Annotated in this window: 17 protein-coding genes and 1 tRNA gene; 12 read left to right on the forward strand and 6 right to left on the reverse strand. The window is 61.1% G+C overall.

Annotated features, from left to right (window positions below; genetic code table 11):
- The first annotated feature begins 305 nt into the window (after nucleotides 1–305).
- Nucleotides 306–434: a hypothetical protein gene (locus ACR3EN_RS15390; protein ID WP_480918440.1), complete on the forward strand. Its 129-nt coding sequence runs from the start codon at nucleotides 306–308 to the stop codon at nucleotides 432–434.
- A 6-nt stretch (nucleotides 435–440) separates the two neighbouring features.
- Here the strand turns inward: ACR3EN_RS15390 and ACR3EN_RS15395 are convergent.
- The 4 genes from ACR3EN_RS15395 to pdxH form a co-directional block, all read right to left on the reverse strand.
- A tRNA-Pro gene (locus ACR3EN_RS15395) sits at nucleotides 441–517 on the reverse strand.
- 43 nt (nucleotides 518–560) lie between these two features.
- Nucleotides 561–1,028, reverse strand: a complete 468-nt coding sequence (locus tag ACR3EN_RS15400; protein ID WP_480819995.1) for a DUF192 domain-containing protein — start codon at nucleotides 1,026–1,028, stop codon at nucleotides 561–563.
- An 8-nt stretch (nucleotides 1,029–1,036) separates the two neighbouring features.
- Complete coding sequence (locus ACR3EN_RS15405) at nucleotides 1,037–1,564, reverse strand: cold-shock protein (protein ID WP_480819993.1); 528 nt, start codon at nucleotides 1,562–1,564, stop codon at nucleotides 1,037–1,039.
- 121 nt (nucleotides 1,565–1,685) lie between these two features.
- Complete coding sequence (gene pdxH, locus ACR3EN_RS15410) at nucleotides 1,686–2,291, reverse strand: pyridoxamine 5'-phosphate oxidase (RefSeq protein ID WP_480819991.1); 606 nt, start codon at nucleotides 2,289–2,291, stop codon at nucleotides 1,686–1,688.
- 135 nt (nucleotides 2,292–2,426) lie between these two features.
- Here pdxH and fabI point away from each other — a divergent pair, with 135 nt between their 5' ends.
- The 5 genes from fabI to trpE all read left to right on the forward strand — a co-directional run bounded on the left by fabI (nucleotide 2,427) and on the right by trpE (nucleotide 8,430).
- Nucleotides 2,427–3,233, forward strand: a complete 807-nt coding sequence (fabI, locus tag ACR3EN_RS15415) for an enoyl-ACP reductase FabI (protein ID WP_480819989.1) — start codon at nucleotides 2,427–2,429, stop codon at nucleotides 3,231–3,233.
- Nucleotides 3,234–3,236: 3 nt separating this feature from the next.
- Complete coding sequence (gpt, locus tag ACR3EN_RS15420) at nucleotides 3,237–3,746, forward strand: xanthine phosphoribosyltransferase (RefSeq protein WP_480733083.1); 510 nt, start codon at nucleotides 3,237–3,239, stop codon at nucleotides 3,744–3,746.
- Between the two features lie 61 nt (nucleotides 3,747–3,807).
- The gene (locus ACR3EN_RS15425; RefSeq protein WP_480870116.1) at nucleotides 3,808–4,983 is read left to right on the forward strand and encodes an aminotransferase; all 1,176 of its coding nucleotides are present in this window, start codon (nucleotides 3,808–3,810) and stop codon (nucleotides 4,981–4,983) included.
- Between the two features lie 81 nt (nucleotides 4,984–5,064).
- Nucleotides 5,065–6,906 (forward strand): peptidyl-prolyl cis-trans isomerase, encoded by a 1,842-nt coding sequence (locus ACR3EN_RS15430; protein WP_480819985.1) that lies wholly within the window; start codon nucleotides 5,065–5,067, stop codon nucleotides 6,904–6,906.
- 12 nt (nucleotides 6,907–6,918) lie between these two features.
- Nucleotides 6,919–8,430, forward strand: a complete 1,512-nt coding sequence (trpE, locus tag ACR3EN_RS15435) for an anthranilate synthase component I (protein WP_480857573.1) — start codon at nucleotides 6,919–6,921, stop codon at nucleotides 8,428–8,430.
- A gap of 33 nt (nucleotides 8,431–8,463) precedes the next feature.
- On the opposite strand, the gene ACR3EN_RS15440 is transcribed toward trpE, so the two are convergent.
- A complete protein-coding gene (locus tag ACR3EN_RS15440) occupies nucleotides 8,464–9,963 on the reverse strand; it encodes a divergent polysaccharide deacetylase family protein (protein ID WP_480819981.1) in 1,500 nt (499 codons plus the stop codon).
- Nucleotides 9,964–10,160: 197 nt separating this feature from the next.
- Between ACR3EN_RS15440 and ACR3EN_RS15445 the strand changes: the two genes are divergently transcribed.
- The 6 genes from ACR3EN_RS15445 to lexA all read left to right on the forward strand — a co-directional run bounded on the left by ACR3EN_RS15445 (nucleotide 10,161) and on the right by lexA (nucleotide 14,978).
- Nucleotides 10,161–10,742 (forward strand): anthranilate synthase component II, encoded by a 582-nt coding sequence (locus ACR3EN_RS15445; protein ID WP_480819978.1) that lies wholly within the window; start codon nucleotides 10,161–10,163, stop codon nucleotides 10,740–10,742.
- On the forward strand, nucleotides 10,739–11,758 hold the full coding sequence (gene trpD, locus ACR3EN_RS15450) for an anthranilate phosphoribosyltransferase (RefSeq protein WP_480819976.1): 1,020 nt from the start codon (nucleotides 10,739–10,741) through the stop codon (nucleotides 11,756–11,758). The genes ACR3EN_RS15445 and trpD overlap by 4 nt, the downstream gene beginning before the upstream one ends.
- Entirely contained in the window at nucleotides 11,755–12,567 is an 813-nt protein-coding gene (gene trpC, locus ACR3EN_RS15455; protein WP_480819974.1) for an indole-3-glycerol phosphate synthase TrpC, read from the forward strand. Before trpD ends, trpC begins: the two co-directional genes overlap by 4 nt.
- Entirely contained in the window at nucleotides 12,567–13,040 is a 474-nt protein-coding gene (gene moaC / locus ACR3EN_RS15460) for a cyclic pyranopterin monophosphate synthase MoaC (protein ID WP_480819972.1), read from the forward strand. The genes trpC and moaC overlap by 1 nt, the downstream gene beginning before the upstream one ends.
- Complete coding sequence (locus ACR3EN_RS15465; RefSeq protein ID WP_480819970.1) at nucleotides 13,037–14,209, forward strand: molybdopterin molybdotransferase MoeA; 1,173 nt, start codon at nucleotides 13,037–13,039, stop codon at nucleotides 14,207–14,209. The genes moaC and ACR3EN_RS15465 overlap by 4 nt, the downstream gene beginning before the upstream one ends.
- Before the next feature lie 70 nt (nucleotides 14,210–14,279).
- Complete coding sequence (lexA, locus tag ACR3EN_RS15470; RefSeq protein ID WP_480529846.1) at nucleotides 14,280–14,978, forward strand: transcriptional repressor LexA; 699 nt, start codon at nucleotides 14,280–14,282, stop codon at nucleotides 14,976–14,978.
- A gap of 14 nt (nucleotides 14,979–14,992) precedes the next feature.
- On the opposite strand, the gene ACR3EN_RS15475 is transcribed toward lexA, so the two are convergent.
- Nucleotides 14,993–16,999, reverse strand: coding sequence for a ComEC/Rec2 family competence protein (locus ACR3EN_RS15475; protein ID WP_480870119.1), 2,007 nt, complete (start codon nucleotides 16,997–16,999; stop codon nucleotides 14,993–14,995).
- Nucleotides 17,000–17,067 lie beyond the last annotated feature (68 nt).

The raw sequence follows: 17,067 nt of genomic DNA on the forward strand, positions 1-17,067 counted from the left end.
TGCGCCCGCTCTTAATATTGTCCCTGATGGCCTTGATCGTGTCTTGTACATCACAAGCAACACCAACCGCATCACGCAGCGCGCAATTCCCGGATTACCCCACAAACCTGTTCACTACCTTCAGGGCCGATTGCTCGGGGCCAGGTGACAGGTATCAAAAAATTGGCTCGGACAGATTCGAGTGTCGCGAAACACTGCCCCCGCAAGCCACGGCCTTTCTGATTCTGCGGCACGACGGGTATCCACAAAACCTGCCTCAAATCGTGACCCGCCTGAGTTCGACAAAAAACCAGCAAGGGTATCGGGTGGACGCTGAACTGTTTTTTCTGGTTCCGCAGAAAAGTGGCAAGACCCTGAAGATACCGGTTGAAAGCGGTGATCTGGATCGGCAATTCTCGCGCCTTTACACAAACTTCGGCGGAACGCCTGTGTGAAAGGAGTGGTCGGGGCGGCAGGATTCGAACCTACGACCCCCTGTACCCAAAACAGGTGCGCTACCAGACTGCGCCACGCCCCGGACCGTGCGCCTTCCTAAACGTGGCGATCTGATTTGAAAAGCCCTAACAGGGCCAAATTGCCGGCCCCTGCGAAAAAATTTCGTGCCGTATCTGAGTGCCGGGGCGAATAGAATAGCGCGCAGCGAGCCCGGCGTTGATTTCCAGAACTGCAAAAACCGAATCGCCACCGTCAATTGGCGTCAGATCGCCCGGAACGGCACCCTCGTGCACATGAGAGACGACCCCGGTCTGATCAATGAAAATCATATCCAGTGGGATCAGCGTATTCTTCATCCAGAAGGCAACCGGCTGCGGCCGATCATACACAAACAGCATCCCCGAACGGTCCGGCATGCTTTCGCGAAACATCAAGCCGCGCGACTTTTCCTGCGCAGTGATGGCCAATTCAATATCAAACCTGACCTGCGCTATATCATTTCGCAGCTCGACCCGGTCCACACGACACTCGGCCCGCGCGATCCCGCCAAGAAAGCAGGTCAGGATCACCAAAGCTAAACCGAATTTTTTCATGATTTGGGTCAACTGTTCAGCGCAGCTTCCCACGCCAGCACCTGCGCGGCCATGCGACCCCGTTTGCCGTCGATCACGCGCATGGCCAGGGCTTCGCCTGGCTGCAGATCCGCAAGCCCCGACCGGCGCAGCACCTCGATGTGCAGAAACACATCTTCGCTGCTGCCAAACACATTGGCAAAACCAAAGCCCTTGCCCTTGTCGAACCATTTGACACGCGCGGCTTCAAGCGGAGCGTTTCCGATCACGTTCGGGTCAAGCTCGGCAAAATCGGCGAGCATCATCGCCTCGGCCCGAACGGGCGGGTCCACGCTAATGACTTCGACCGCCTGAACGCCGCGGTCTGTCTTGTGCGTCATGATCTCGATCCCGGCCCCATCAGCGACCGAGCTTTGACCAAAATTGCGCAGGACATTGACGTGAAGCAGAATATCCGGCCCGCCAGCGTCAGACACGACAAATCCGTACCCCTTTGCGGGGTCGAACCATTTTACGTGTCCACGAACGCGATACATGCTGTTCAGATCTTCTGGCACTGTTTTTCCATCACGAAGATTACCAAGGCGTTAAGAGCCTGTTGTTTATGGGATTGGCGCGCAAATTCAAGTTGAAAAAATCCTTTATTTACTGACCGTTGCATTTCACGACACGTGAACGTCATGGATTTAACCTCTGCACTTGCCAGTCGGATCCGGTGCCATCGCGCCGCCAGCGGAACCGGTCATGCAACCGAAACGCCCCATCGGCCCAGAATTCTATCTCAACCGGTGTCAGTCGATAACCACCCCAGAACTTAGGGCGCGGCGGATTTGTTCCCAGTTTGGCGGTCAGCTTTGCCACCTCGGCCATCAGCGCGGCCCGGCTTTCAAGCGGTTGCGATTGATGCGATGCCCAAGCCCCCAAACGACTTTTGAGAGACCGCGACGCATAATATTCATCCGCCTGAGCGCCTTCTTCGCGCGTTATTGTACCACGAACGCGAATTTGACGCCGCAAAGATTTCCAATGCATCACGAAAGCCGCTGTGCCTGCGCTCTCCAACTCCTCAGCCTTGGCGCTGTGGTAGTTCGTGTAGAAGACGAAGGCACCCTTCTCGATCTCTTTGAGCAACACCATGCGGACATTTGGCAAGCCACTCTGGTCCACGGTTGCCAGCGCAATCGCGTTCGGATCGTTCGGTTCCGTTTGTTCTGCCTCAGCCAGCCACCGCCCCGCTATTTCGAACGGATCGGCGCCCGCGAAGATTCCACTGCGCTCGTTCATTTCCATCCCCTGGAAAGAATTGTTCTCGACCCTAAGGCGAGAACCCGCTGCGGGCAAGAGCGCATGGCCTTGATGCAGACCAATCAATGGCATAAACCAACCGAAAGTAACGCGACGACATGCGGAGAACCGAAGATGTCAAATCAGTTGATGGCCGGAAAACGCGGCCTCATCATGGGACTGGCCAATGACAAATCAATCGCATGGGGAATCGCCCGCGCCTTGTCCGACGCCGGGGCCGAACTGGCCTTTTCCTATCAGGGCGATGCCCTGAAGAAACGCGTCGATCCGCTGGCGGCGCAGCTAGGCAGCGAAATCGTCCTGCCCTGTGATGTCAGCGACGAAGCCTCCATCGACGGGCTGTTCACCGCGCTCGAGCAGAAATGGGGCAAGCTGGATTTCGTCGTCCACGCCATCGGCTTCTCCGACAAGAACGAACTGCGCGGCCGCTATGTCGACACCAGCCGCGCCAATTTCAGCCTGACCATGGATGTTTCGGTCTATTCCTTCACCGCTGTCATGCAGCGGGCCGAGAAACTGATGACCGAAGGCGGCTCTGCCATCACTCTCACCTACTATGGTGCCGAGCAGGTCATGCCACATTATAATGTGATGGGCGTCGCCAAAGCCGCGCTGGAAGCGTCGGTCAAATACTTGGCCGAGGATCTCGGCAAGGACGGTATCCGCGTCAACGCGATCTCGGCGGGCCCGATCAAGACGCTGGCGGCCAGTGGCATCGGCGACTTCCGCTATATCATGAAGTGGAACGAGTATAACTCGCCCCTGCGCCGGAATGTGACGATCGACGATGTTGGCAACTCGGCTCTTTACCTGCTGTCCGACCTCAGCAGCGGCGTAACCGGAGAGAACCTGCACGTGGATTCAGGCTATCACATCGTCGGTATGAAAGCCGTCGACGCACCCGACGTCGAAAAGGGTTAAGCCATGAGTGCCAAGGACCGCCTGCCCCACGAAAAAGGCTTTCACATCAGCTGGGACCAGATCCACCGCGACAGCCGCGCGCTGGCGTGGCGGCTGGACGGGCAAGGCCCCGACGATGGCGCATGGCGCGCTGTGGTGGCCATCACCCGCGGCGGTATGGCGCCCGCGATGATCGTCAGCCGAGAACTCGACATTCGCACCGTCGACACGGTCAGCGTGAAATCCTACCACCATCAGGCACAGGGCGAGGCCGAGGTGCTCAAGGCCCCCAACGCCGACCTGATGGGCGATGGCACCGGCGTCCTGATCATCGACGATCTGGTCGACAGCGGCAAAACGCTGGAACTGGTGCGCGAAATGTACCCCAAGGCCCATTTCGCCACCGTCTACGCCAAACCCAAAGGCCGTCCGATGGTCGACACCTACATCACCGAGGTCTCTCAGGACACATGGATCTTCTTCCCGTGGGATATGGCATTGCAATATGTCGAACCCTATCGGGGCACCGACTGATCCTTCTTCTGTTCAAAAACACCTCGGAGTGCGAGGCAGAGCCTTGCAAAATGGTCACACCATGACACAGACCCGCACCAGCGCCACCTTCCCCCCTCCGGTGATGGAGGCGCGCCGCTGGCTTGATGGCGTCACCTTCCCCGCAGATCGCCCCCTGATCAATGTCAGCCAGGCCGCCCCGGTTGACCCGCCGCCGCTTGCGCTGCGTCAGGCCATGGCAAATTTCGCGGTGTCGCAGGACAGCGCGCATCTCTACGGCCCGGTTCTGGGCAATGACGATCTGCGCTCCGAGCTTGCCGCGCAGATCAGCACCCACTACGTCGCTCAGGTCGCTGCCGATCATGTCGCCATCACCTCGGGCTGTAATCAGGCGTTCTCGGCGGTCATCTCGGCTATCACCGATCAGGGGGACGAGGTCATCTTGCCGACCCCATGGTATTTCAACCATAAAATGTGGCTGGATATGGCCGGGGTCACCGCGATCGATCTGCCCACCGGTGATGACCTGCTGCCCGACCCCGAGCAAGCGCGCGCCCTGATCACCGACAAAACCCGCGCAATCGCTCTGGTCACGCCGAACAATCCCGGCGGCGTGGAATACCCTGCTGAACTGGTGCGCGCCTTCTACGATCTTGCGCAAGAGAACGGGTTGTACCTGCTGGTCGATGAAACCTATCGCGATTTCGACAGCCGCAGCGGCGCACCGCATGCGCTGTTCCAGCAACCGGGCTGGGACGCCACATTTGTGCATCTATATTCGTTCTCGAAAGCTTATCGCCTGACCGGTCACCGCGTCGGTGCGCTCGCGACAAGCCCCGCACTACTTGCCGAGATCGAGAAATTCCTCGATACCGTTGCCATTTGCCCGGGCCAGATCGGACAGTTTGCGGCGCTCTGGGGGATGCAGAACCTGTCGCAATGGGTGGCGAGTGAGCGGGATGAAATCCTCGACCGCCGTGCCGCGATCTCTGACGGCATGCACCGTCTGGAAGATAAAGGCTGGCGGCTGTTGGGGCTGGGCGCATATTTTGCCTACCTTGAGCATCCGTTCGATATTCCCTCGGATGAACTGGCCAAACGACTGGTGCCCGAACTTGGCATTCTCCTGTTGCCCGGGACCATGTTCATGCCCGCGCATGACCCCGCCGGAAATCGGCAGGTTCGCATCGCATTTGCCAATCTCGACCGCAGCGGAATTGCGCAATTGTTCGACCGGCTGCAAGGCCTGTCCATCTAAGCTTGCCCCCCCGCGCCACGCATCGTATTCAGGTCCGCAACCGACAGGGCAGACACGCGTCGACATAAGAAAGAGGGCACCATGGCCGCAGGCATGAAAAACCTATCCAAGACCTTTGTATGGATCCTCATGGGTCTTCTGATGCTGGGCCTTGCCGGGTTCGGCGCCACCAGCCTGACGGGTACGGTGCGCACGGTCGCTCAGGTCGGGGATGAAAGCGTTTCGGTCGACGAATATTTCCGCGAACTGCAACGGGAAATCCGCGCGATCGAGGCGCAGACCCGGCAGCCGATGCAAATATCGCAGGCGCATGACCTGGGTCTGGACCAACTGGCCCTGTCCCGCCTGATCGCCTTGGCCGCATTGGATAACGAAGTCGGGCAACTGGGCATTTCCATCGGCGATGAGAACCTGCAGCGCGAGATCGTGCAGATTCCCGCCTTTCAGGGGGTCGATGGAACGTTCGACCGCGAAGCCTATCGCTTCCAGCTGGATCAGGTGGGCATGTCCGATTCCGAATTCGAATCCGACCTGCGTAAGGAATCCGCCCGTACCATCGTCCAGGGCGCTGTAATGAGCGGCGTCGAGATGCCCCTGACCATGACCGAGGCATTGTCGAACTATGTGCTCGCCCGCCGCAGCTTTACCGTTGCCACCCTTTCGGCTGATGCGCTTGAAACCCCGATTGCGCAGCCAACCGACGCGCAGATTCAGGCCTACTACGACGCCAATGGCGACCGCTTTACCTTGCCCCGCACCAAGCGTTTGACCTATGCCATTCTCTCGCCCGAGATGTTGCTGGACAGTGTCGAGGTGGATGAGGACTCGCTCCGCCGACTGTATGACCAGCGCGCAGCACAATATCTGCAGCCCGAACGCCGTCTGGTCGAACGTCTGACCTATCCCAACGAAGCTGCCGCGACCGAAGCGCTGGCGCAACTGGAAGTCGGCGGTGCGGATTTCGAACAATTGGTTCGGGATCGCCAACTGGAACTCAGCGATGTTGATCTGGGCGATGTGACCCGCGAAGATCTGGGCGATGCCGCAGATGCTATCTTTGCTGCCGAGATCGACGCTGTTGTTGGCCCCCTGCCGTCCACCTTCGGACCCGCCCTGTTCCGCATCAATGGCTCACTCGCCGCGAATAACGTGACCTTCGAAGAAGCCGAGCCCGAGCTGCGTGAAGAACTGGCAGCAGACCGCGCGCGGCGTCAGATCGAAGCGCAGGCAGAAGACATCAACGATTTGCTCGCCGGTGGCGCGACATTGGAAGAGCTGGCGAACGAGACCGAACTTGAGCTGGGTCAGATCGACTGGACCCAGCAAAGCGACGAAGGTGTCGCCGCCTATGACGGGTTCCGCGAAGCCGCTGTGGCCGTACAAGAAGGCGATTTCCCCGAGGTCGCATTCCTTGAAGACGGCTCGCTGTTTGCGTTGCGACTGGATGAAGTGCTACCCGAGCGTCCCGAACCGATCGACAGTGCCCGCCCGAAGGTCGCTGAGGCGTGGATGCAGGACGAGACCGCGAAGGCGCTGGACGCTCAGGCCAGTGAAATCCTGGCGCAACTTGAAACGGATGGCGATTTCACCGCTACGGGTTTGCCCTTCCGCGTGGAAAACGCGTTGACCCGCACGGCGTTTCTTGAAGACGTACCGGTGGATTTCATGACCCAGATCTTTGAGATGGCCCCCGACGAGCTGCGGGTGATTCCCGGCACCGATAGTGCCCTGATCGTCAGGCTGGACGCAGAACTGCCTCCGGCGGAAACCGACGAACAGCGCCAGATGCAGGACGCTTTGGCCGCGCAGATGAACCAGGCGCTGGCACAGAACATTTTTGATATCTACGTGCGTGACGCGCAGACGCGCGCACGTCCCGTATTGGATCAGCAGGCGCTGAATGCCGTGCGGAACAGCCACTAAAAGAGTAGACTGATGGCCCTGACCCCGGATTTTGACGCTTTCGCACGTGCCTATGACGCGGGCGACAATCAGGTCGTCTACACGCGGCTCGCGGCCGATCTGGACACGCCTGTTTCGCTAATGCTCAAGCTGACCGGCGCGCAGAAAGACGCGTTCATGCTTGAATCGGTGACCGGGGGCGAAGTACGCGGGCGCTACTCCATCATTGGCATGAAACCGGATCTGATCTGGCGCTGCCATGGCGAGACATCCGCGCTGAACCGCTCGGCCCGGTTCGACGCCGAAGCCTTCGAGCCACAGCAGGGCAACCCGATGGACAACCTTCGTGCGCTGCTGGCCGAAAGCCGCATCGCGTTGCCGGATGACCTGCCGCAGGCGGCTGCCGGTCTGTTCGGGTATCTGGGCTATGACATGGTGCGTCTGGTCGAATACCTGCCAGACGTGAACCCGGACCCTTTGGGGCTGCCGGATGCTGTCATGCTGCGCCCATCGGTCATCGCCGTATTAGACGGCGTAAAAGGCGAAGTTACCGTGGTGTCGCCCGCATGGGTCAGCGAAGGTCAAACCGCCAAAGCCGCTTACGCACAGGCGGCGGAGCGCGTGATGGATGCCGTACGCGATCTCGAACGCGCCATGCCTGCCGAAACACGCGACCTGGGCGATGCGATCGAAGCCGGGCCGCCGGTGTCGAACTTCACCAAATCAGGTTATATGGACGCCGTTGAGCGGGCCAAGGACTACATTCGCGCAGGTGATATCTTTCAGGTGGTCCCGGCGCAGCGCTGGACGCAGGATTTTCCGCAACCGCCTTTTGCACTTTATCGCTCTTTGCGGCGCACCAACCCCTCGCCCTTCATGTTCTATTTCAACTTCGGTGGGTTTCAGGTGGTCGGCGCCAGCCCCGAAATCCTGGTCCGTGTCTTCGGCAATGAGGTCACGATCCGGCCCATCGCGGGCACACGGCCGCGCGGTGCAACACCCGAGGAGGACAAGGCGCACGAGGTCGATCTTTTGGCCGATCAGAAAGAACTGGCCGAGCACCTGATGCTGCTGGATCTGGGCCGCAACGATACGGGACGTGTATCGAAAATCGGCACAGTACGCCCGACCGAAGAGTTCATTATCGAACGCTACAGTCATGTGATGCACATCGTCTCGAACGTGGTTGGCGAGCTTGCTGAAGACAAAGATGCACTCGATGCCTTCTTTGCCGGAATGCCCGCGGGCACAGTCTCGGGCGCGCCAAAGGTCCGCGCGATGGAGATCATCGACGAGTTGGAACCAGAAAAGCGCGGCATCTATGGCGGCGGTGTGGGCTATTTCAGCGCGGGCGGCGACATGGATATGTGCATCGCGCTGCGCACCGCCATTGTGAAGGACCACAAGCTATACATTCAGGCAGGCGGCGGTGTCGTCTACGACAGCGATCCCGAGGCGGAGTATATGGAAACCGTCCACAAATCGAACGCGATCCGGCGCGCTGCGGCTGATGCAGCCCGCTTTACGGGCAGCGGCAACGCCTGAGACCGGCGGCAGACCCTCGCCGCCGACTTATCTTCAGGACCCCGAGTCGTCCTGTTCCACTTCCTGCATCATAACCGCTGAAATCGGTGCCATCGCCACGCGCCCCCCGCGATCCTCAAGCCCCCACAGCAACAGGGCCGAGATTGTCTCGGGCCGCAAACGGCCCATCATCACGACGGCGCCCTCCTGTCCCGCGCGGAACGCTGCCTGATCCAGAAAACGGCGCATGATCTTTGGATCCTGATCGGCCCCGTCAAAGTCGCGGAAGACGACGCTGGATGGAATCCCCTCGCGTGCGGCCAATTTCTGGACCGTGTTCAGCCCACTGTCCTGTGTGACCAGCCCACGACCGGTACTGCCCGCTATGGCTGCGACTTGATCTGCCAGCTTGCGGTTGCCCTGGATGCCGGTTCCGACACCTTCCAAGATACCCACGGTGTACGGGAGCGTGTCCAGCCAAACCGCCAGAGACACTTCGGCATCCTGTGCCGTCGAGGCTTCGTGCATATCGATAAGCGCAAGCACCTCAAATCCTGCCTCACGGTGACGCGCCATCTTCTCAGCGGCATCGGGGTCAGTCGGACTGACGGCGAAGCTGAGCGGATAGGGAAAGTCCTGCAGCGCCTCGGCCCCGAATGCGCCTTCATCGTCAATCAAGATGATCGACATTAACGGCTTCGACTCGGGGTTCTCGAAATTGGCCGCGTATTCCTTGATCGGTTTTTGTGCAGGTTCAACAACAGTATCTGCCGTATCTGCGCCATCAGACGGCGGGTCATCGCGGTCCGTCAACGGCACAACACGCTTGCCGATCAGTGTACCCGAGCTGGCCGGCCCATCGCCACCGATCTGGGGCAGCGTCCGAACGCGCGGCTTAGAAGCCGGGCGTGTGTCCTCTTCCCCTTCCACGGCAATTGGATCGTCTTGCGGTGCGCGTTCAGCCCCGGATATCTGCGGCAACGGCTCGGGCGTTTCTGTGACGTCGGGCTGCACCGCCGCGATTTGCGGCGCTTCTTCTGCCTGCTCTACGGGCTCAGCCGGGGCGTCCTCGACCACCTCGGGCGCGGGCTGAGTCTCCGGTTGCGGCGGTGGCGGCGCTTCGGCAACGATTTCGGGCGCGGCCTCGGGCGACGGCTGTTCGAGTGTCAATTCAGGGGCCTCGGGCGCAGCGGGCGCGTCGGTCTGCACGGCTACGGTAGTGTTCGAGGCCGCGTCAGGTGCATCGGACCCTGCAGGCGCGCCAGCAGTCTCGGGTCGCTGACCCGGGTCCAATTCAATACCTGTAAGGGCATCCAGCGAATCCGATGCGGCGTCCGGGGTTTCGGGTCCAGAGGGTGGCAGCTCGACCAAATCCGCGTCTCCACCGGCGTTTTCCAACTCGACCGCCTGCGCGGGTTCTGGGGCTTCTGTCACCTCCGGCGCTACCGCAGTCACTTCGGGCTTGTGCGACAATGGCGTCGTCAGCGACAGCACAACGCCCAAAGCCAGCACAGACACCGCACCGGCGCCCAATCCACCGTAAAATCCGCCCATCGAAATCTCGCCTCTCGCGTTGTTTCGTGCCTCAACCGCCCGTGCACCGTCTGCTGCGGCGCTCACCTGCACGGTGCCAAGATCGGTATGTCCTCTTGACGCTGCCGCACAAGCCTGAGCATGTATGTCCCGACATCATACCGTGGCTATAGGCTGCATCGCCAGCCCGAAATGCCCATAGGAAGATAAGTGCTCAAATGCTGCTGCTGATCGACAACTATGACTCGTTTACCTACAACCTCGTTCACTACCTCGGTGAGCTTGGGGCCGAGATGGTCGTGCGCCGGAATGATGCGCTGGATGTGCAGGAAGCGATGGCGATGAACCCGGCTGGCATCCTGCTCAGCCCCGGCCCTTGCGACCCGGATCAGGCGGGCATTTGTCTGGCCCTGACCGAGGCCGCCGCCGAGACACAGACGCCGCTGATGGGGGTTTGCCTTGGCCATCAGACCATCGGTCAGGCCTTTGGCGGCAAGGTCGTGCGGTGCCATGAGATCGTTCACGGTAAGATGGGCACGATGAACCATACGGGCAAAGGCGTCTTCGCCGGGCTGCCATCGCCCTTTGAGGCCACGCGCTATCATTCGCTGGTCGTCGATCGCGACACCCTGCCCGACTGTCTTGAGATCACGGCAGAGCTTGAGGATGGCACCATCATGGGCCTGCAACACCGCGAATTGCCGATCCACGGTGTGCAGTTCCATCCCGAATCCATCGCGTCCGAGCACGGCCATGCCCTGCTCAAGAATTTCCTGAATGAGATGAAAGTCCCCGCATGAGCGACGCCCTGAAACCGCTGATCGGCGCTGCGGCGGATCGGCCTCTGACCCGTGCCGAGGCCGAACAGGCCTTTGGCATCCTCTTTGACGGTGCCGCGACGCCCAGCCAGATCGGCGGGCTGTTGATGGCGATGCGCACACGGGGCGAAACGGTGGACGAATACGCCGCCGCCGCCGCCGTGATGCGCGCGAAATGCAACGCGGTGAAGGCCCCGGCAGGCGCGATAGACATTGTTGGCACCGGTGGCGACGGCAAAGGCACCCTGAATATCTCGACCGCGACGGCCTTTGTCACGGCAGGCGCCGGTGTGACAGTGGCCAAGCATGGCAACCGGAACCTGAGTTCAAAATCGGGCGCGGCGGATGCCCTGGGACAACTCGGAATCAACGTGATGGTTGGCCCGCAAGTGGTTGAAAAAGCTCTGCAAGAAGTCGGCATTGGCTTCATGATGGCCCCCATGCACCACCCGGCAATTGCCCATGTCATGCCCTCGCGGCAGGAACTTGGGACGCGCACGATCTTTAACATTCTGGGCCCGCTCACCAACCCCGCAGGCGTCAAACGCCAGCTGACGGGGGCGTTCAGTCGAGAGCTGATCCGCCCCATGGCCGAAACGCTGGGTCTGTTGGGCGCAGAACACGCCTGGCTGGTCCACGGGTCAGACGGCACGGATGAGCTGACAATCACCGGCATAAGCTGGGTCGCCTCGGTCGAGGACGGCACGGTCAAAGAGGTCGAGATTCATCCCGAGGACGCAGGCCTGCCGGTACACCCTTTCGAAGATATCCTTGGCGGCACGCCCGAGGAAAACGCCGTCGCCTTCCGCGCTTTGCTGGATGGGCAACCCTCGGCCTATCGCGACGCAGTGCTACTGAACTCCGCCGCTGCTCTGGTCGTGGCCGATGCCGCAGACGACCTGCGCGAAGGCGTTGCCATGGCACGTGAAAGCATCGACAGCGGCAAGGCGCGGGACAAAATCAACGCTCTGGCACGCATTACACAGGAAGCCGCATGACCGAGACCGTTCTGGACAGGATCAAAGCCTACAAGCTGGAAGAAGTCGCTTTAGACAAGGCGCATAAATCACTGGAAACGCTGGAATCCGAGGCGCGCAACGCGCCGGAAGTGCGCGGTTTCGCCAAGGCGCTGCAAACCGCCACCCGCACCGGTTACGGGCTGATTGCAGAGGTCAAAAAGGCCAGCCCTTCGAAGGGCTTGATCCGAGAGGATTTCAACCCGCCTGCGCTGGCCCAAGCCTATGAAGAGGGCGGCGCCGCCTGCCTTTCGGTGCTGACCGACACGCCCAGCTTTCAGGGTGCCAAAGAGTTTCTGACCGAAGCGCGCGCAGCCTGTTCGCTGCCTGCGCTCCGCAAGGATTTTATGTACGACCCCTATCAGGTGGTCGAGGCCCGTGCGCTGGGTGCCGATTGCATCCTGATAATCATGGCTTCGGTCGAGGATGCACAGGCGGCAGAGCTTGAACAGACCGCCTTTGACTGGGGTATGGATGTTCTGATTGAGGTGCATGACGCCGCAGAACTTGAGCGCGCGACGCAGCTGAAAAGCCCCCTGATCGGGATAAATAACCGTAACCTCAAGACGTTCGAGACCAGTCTTGATACAACACGGCACCTGTCGAAACTTGTGCCTGCAGACCGAACCATCGTCTGCGAAAGCGGCCTGAGCACGCCCGCAGATCTGGCCGATATCGCCCGCTATGGCGCGCGCTGCTTTCTGATCGGCGAAAGCCTGATGCGGCAGGAGGACGTCGCCTCGGCCACCCGAAACCTGCTCGCCAACCCGCTGATTCCGGGGGTGATGTGATGCCGCTGACGCATTTCGACGCCCAGGGTCAGGCCCATATGGTTGACGTCTCGGACAAGGCGGTGACTGACCGGGTTGCTGTTGCCGCAGGTCACATCAGGATGGCCCAGGAAACCTTTGATCTTATTTCGGAAGGTCGCGCCAAAAAGGGCGATGTGCTGGGCGTTGCGCGGCTTGCCGGGATCATGGGGGCAAAGAAAACGCCGGACCTGATTCCGCTCTGCCATCCGTTGCCCGTGACCAAGGTGGCCGTGGAATTGACACTGGACCCGGACCTGCCGGGCGTGCGGATCGAGGCGACCGTCAAGACCTCGGGCCAGACCGGGGTCGAGATGGAGGCGCTGACTGCGGCCTCGACGGCGGCTCTGACGGTCTATGACATGACCAAGGCCGTCGACAAAGCAATGGAGATTGGCGGCATCCGCGTTCTCCTGAAAGATGGCGGTAAATCAGGCCGCTACGAGGCGACATGATCTCAGTCGAAGACGCCCGCGCGCTACTTTTTGACCTTGTTTCTCCGTTACCTGCTGAGACTGTTCCCCTGATCGACGCTGCGGGACGCGTACTGGCGCAGGACGTTGCGGCCACTCGAGACCAGCCGCCCTTTGCCGCGTCGTCTATGGATGGCTACGCGGTTAAGGCGGCCGAGGTTGAACTGCACGCGATGTTCAAACTTGTGGGCGAAGCGGCGGCAGGTAAGCGATTTGAGGGCACGGTCGGACCCGGCCAGGCGGTCCGCATCTTCACCGGCGCGCCCGTGCCCGATGGCGCGGATTTTGTGGTGATTCAGGAAGACGTCGACCGACGCGGCGATCTGATCACCATCACGGATGCGCCCGGCCCGAAACCCAACATTCGTCCTGCAGGCGTCGATTTCGCCATTGGTGCGCAGATCACGGCACCACGGTGGCTCCGCCCTGAAGATGTCGCTTTGATGGCGGCGATGAACATCGCCTCGGTCCCGGTGACGCGCAAACCGGTGGTGGCGCTGATCTCAACCGGCAATGAATTGGTGATGCCCGGCGAGACCCCCGGCCCCGATCAGATCATCGCGTCAAATACCTTTGGCCTCAAGGCGTTACTGGAGGAAGCTGGCGCGCATGTGCGGGTGCTGCCCATCGCGCAGGACACAGTCGCGTCGCTGGAAACCGCCTTTGGTCTGGCACAGGGCGCCGATCTGGTGGTCACGATCGGCGGGGCCTCGGTCGGCGAATATGATCTGGTCTCGGGCGTGTCCGAGGCGCTGGGGATGGAGCGATCATTCTACAAGATCCGCATGCGCCCCGGCAAACCTCTGATGGCAGGTCGGCTTGGCGATGCGGCCATGGTTGGTCTGCCGGGAAACCCGGTCAGCGCGATGGTCTGCGGCTATCTGTTCCTGATCCCGATGGTGCGGCGCATGTTGGGGATCGCGCAGGTTCTGAACCCGTTCAAACGCGCCCACCTGTCTGCGCCCATCGCTCAGAATGGCCCGCGCGAGCACTATATGCGGGCCGTTCTGGATCAGGATGGTATCCGCGCCTGTGACGATCAGGACAGCTCGCTTCTCAGCGTTCTCGCACAGGCCAATGCGCTGCTGGTGCGCCAGCCGCATGACCCTCCGCGCGATGCCGGGGATGAGGTGCTGTACCTGCCGATCTAGCAAATCCGTTGACACAAAACGTGAACATGCGTAGAACAAAAGAAAACGCATGAGCGATGAGGTGCGAGCGATGCTGACCAAGAAGCAATTGGATTTGCTGGAATTCATCCACAAACGCGTGCAGGCGGACGGTGTTCCGCCCAGTTTTGATGAAATGAAGGCCGCGTTGGACTTGCGGTCGAAATCAGGCATCCACCGTCTGATCACCGCCTTGGAGGAGCGTGGCTTTATCCGCCGCCTTGCCCACCGGGCCCGCGCGATCGAGATCGTGAAGCTGCCCGAGAGCTTGGGCGGCGAACCGACCGCAGGTTTCAAACCGCGCGTGATCGAAGGCGACCGTCCCGAAGGGCCTCGCCCGGCGAATTTCGAGCCGGTGACGGTAGACGCACTGGAACTGCCGGTCATGGGCCGCATCGCCGCCGGTGTGCCGATTGAGGCGATCAGCCATGTCTCGCACCGGGTTGCCGTGCCGGGATCGATGGTTTCGGGCGCGGGCGAACACTACGCACTTGAGGTGCGCGGGGATTCGATGATCGACGCTGGTATCAATGATGGCGACGTCGTGGTGATCCGAGAAACCTCAGCCGCTGATAACGGGGATATCGTTGTCGCCTTGGTCGAGGATCAGGAGGCTACCTTGAAGCGCTTTTTTCGGCGCGGTCAGGCGATCGCGCTTGAGGCTGCAAACCCGGCCTATGAGACACGCGTTTTACCCGAGGACAAGGTCAAGGTGCAGGGTCGCCTCGTGGGCCTGATCCGCAGCTACTGATCACGCTTGGGCGATCACAGCCGGTCGCCCGACAACTCTGCGCTGCTGCGCAACTTTCCGTCCGACAACGCCAGACTGCCGGTTTGCCCCAGCTTGTCAGGGTCATAGACGCCGCACTCTCCACTCAGGTTCAAAGCCACAGGGGCGATGACAATCTGCCCCTGCCTGCATTCGTCAAAAGCGAGTGCAGCGCGCTTACCGGTGAGATGCACCAGTTCCTTGCCCCCGATCAGATAACGCTGTACGCCGTGCGATGCGTTCGGCCACCGCCCCGCCGCCTTGGGTTGATCCGCAGAATCCCCGTCATTCTCCAACCAGACCGAGGCGACAAAGCCGCTGCCTTTTTCCTTGCTCAGGGCGCGACCCGTATCGGTCATCACGCCGACCAGCCCGCCCGTGTCCGCGATCAACACCTCGGGTCTGTGGCCTTGGCCCCACATTGCGAGCGCAATGCAAGCTGGGCCAACGCCCAACCACCGCGCGCGACCCTGCCAGAGGATCAACCACAACAGCGCGCCCGCCAGCACCGGCAGCACAAAATCCGGCGGGCTGGCGATGTGCCCTTGCGCCCCATCAAGGCCCGAGATCCACGCAGCCACGGCCAGTATCCAGCGTAACCCGAACCCCATGACCTGCAGCGCCAAAGCCTCAAGTCCGAACGGCGCCAACAGCGCGGCCACCACTGCTGCGGGCACGACCAGAGTGCCCATGACCGGCACCGAGACGAGATTCGCCACCAGACCGTAATGCGACATCGTGTTGAAATGCGCCGCCCCGATCGGAGCCGTGGACAGACCGGCAACGCCTGATGAGATCACCAGCGCCCAGACAGGAGCCAGCCATTTCGGGCCGGGCAGCGGGCCATGGTCACGCAACGCTCCGAAAACGGCTACCAGGGCTGTGGTCGCGGCAAAGGACATTTGGAATCCCGGGCTCAACAGCGTTTCTGGCCGCAACACCAGAACAATCACAGCGGCAACTGCCACGCCGCGCAGCGAGATGGCGCGGCGATCTATGAGCACCGCGCCAAGCATGACACAGACCATGACGAAGGCGCGCTCGGTTGCGACATTGCCGCCCGACAGGAACAGATAGACAGTTGCAGCGCATAGCGCGCAGATCGCAGCCAGCTTGCGTACAGGTAGGCGCAAGGCCACTGTCGGGACCAACGACAGCCCGATTCGGCAGGCGACGAAGACAAAGCCCGTCAGCAACCCCATATGCAGCCCCGAAATCGCCAGCAGGTGCGCCAGATTCGAGGCGCGCAGGCTTTCCAGCGTAGTCTGCCCCATCCCGCTGCGATCACCCGTTGTGACGGCGGCAGCAAAGCCTCCAACCTCGCCGGGCAAAATCGCACGTACGCGATCTGATATCGCCATGCGCCAAGCGGTAACACGTACACCATCGACGCCCTGATGCGCGGGCTCGATCGTCAAGACCGGCACGCGGGTGTATCCAACGGCACCGAGTTGCTGGAACCACGCGTGGCGGCGGAAATCGAAGCCGCCCGGTTCCACCGGCCCCTGCGGCGGCGACAGATGTGCCGTTGTCATGACCCTCTGCCCCGGCGACAGATCCGCCGAACCGCCATGCAGTGAGAGCCGGACGCGCCGAGGTCGCTGATCAGCGGGATCGCCCCCGATCCGCACTTGATCCAGTGTCACCCTCAGCGCGTCCGACGCAGAGCGGTCGAGCGCCACGACCCTCCCCTCGACCGGGCCATAGTAGCGCCATTGCAAGACCGGCTCTGCAACCGCATGAGCTCGCGCACCGGCAAGCAGAAATCCTGCCGACACGCATGCCACGCCTATCGCAAGGGGCGACCACGCTGCATGCATCCATCTGGTGATGATCAGACAGATCGCCATCGACACAGTCACACAGGCATAGAGCCATAACGCTGGCTCGAACCCGAGACTGAAATACCAACCGATCCCCGCCGCCAGACAGACCGGAGCCCATGGAAACAGGTATCCGCGCTGGGTCAGCAACGCGACCTTGGCCTGTGCCAGAACACGCATGGTTGCCCCCGTCCTTCGGGCTGGGTAGATAGTCGCCAAACTATGCCCGCTACGGTTACCAAAAGGTT

Source organism: Ruegeria sp. G7 (genome assembly GCF_056535465.1).

Bases quoted from the DNA above. Each gene is read 5' to 3' on its own strand.
- ACR3EN_RS15440 (WP_480819981.1), bottom strand. From the start codon at position 9,963: ATGGGCGGATTTTACGGTGGATTGGGCGCCGGTGCGGTGTCTGTGCTG.
- moaC (WP_480819972.1), top strand. From the start codon at position 12,567: ATGCCGCTGACGCATTTCGACGCCCAGGGTCAGGCCCATATGGTTGAC.
- ACR3EN_RS15400 (WP_480819995.1), bottom strand. From the start codon at position 1,028: ATGAAAAAATTCGGTTTAGCTTTGGTGATCCTGACCTGCTTTCTTGGC.
- ACR3EN_RS15445 (WP_480819978.1), top strand. From the start codon at position 10,161: ATGCTGCTGCTGATCGACAACTATGACTCGTTTACCTACAACCTCGTT.
- ACR3EN_RS15475 (WP_480870119.1), bottom strand. From the start codon at position 16,999: ATGCGTGTTCTGGCACAGGCCAAGGTCGCGTTGCTGACCCAGCGCGGA.
- ACR3EN_RS15430 (WP_480819985.1), top strand. From the start codon at position 5,065: ATGGCCGCAGGCATGAAAAACCTATCCAAGACCTTTGTATGGATCCTC.
- fabI (WP_480819989.1), top strand. From the start codon at position 2,427: ATGTCAAATCAGTTGATGGCCGGAAAACGCGGCCTCATCATGGGACTG.
- gpt (WP_480733083.1), top strand. From the start codon at position 3,237: ATGAGTGCCAAGGACCGCCTGCCCCACGAAAAAGGCTTTCACATCAGC.
- trpD (WP_480819976.1), top strand. From the start codon at position 10,739: ATGAGCGACGCCCTGAAACCGCTGATCGGCGCTGCGGCGGATCGGCCT.
- lexA (WP_480529846.1), top strand. From the start codon at position 14,280: ATGCTGACCAAGAAGCAATTGGATTTGCTGGAATTCATCCACAAACGC.
- pdxH (WP_480819991.1), bottom strand. From the start codon at position 2,291: ATGAACGAGCGCAGTGGAATCTTCGCGGGCGCCGATCCGTTCGAAATA.
- trpC (WP_480819974.1), top strand. From the start codon at position 11,755: ATGACCGAGACCGTTCTGGACAGGATCAAAGCCTACAAGCTGGAAGAA.
- ACR3EN_RS15465 (WP_480819970.1), top strand. From the start codon at position 13,037: ATGATCTCAGTCGAAGACGCCCGCGCGCTACTTTTTGACCTTGTTTCT.
- trpE (WP_480857573.1), top strand. From the start codon at position 6,919: ATGGCCCTGACCCCGGATTTTGACGCTTTCGCACGTGCCTATGACGCG.
- ACR3EN_RS15425 (WP_480870116.1), top strand. From the start codon at position 3,808: ATGACACAGACCCGCACCAGCGCCACCTTCCCCCCTCCGGTGATGGAG.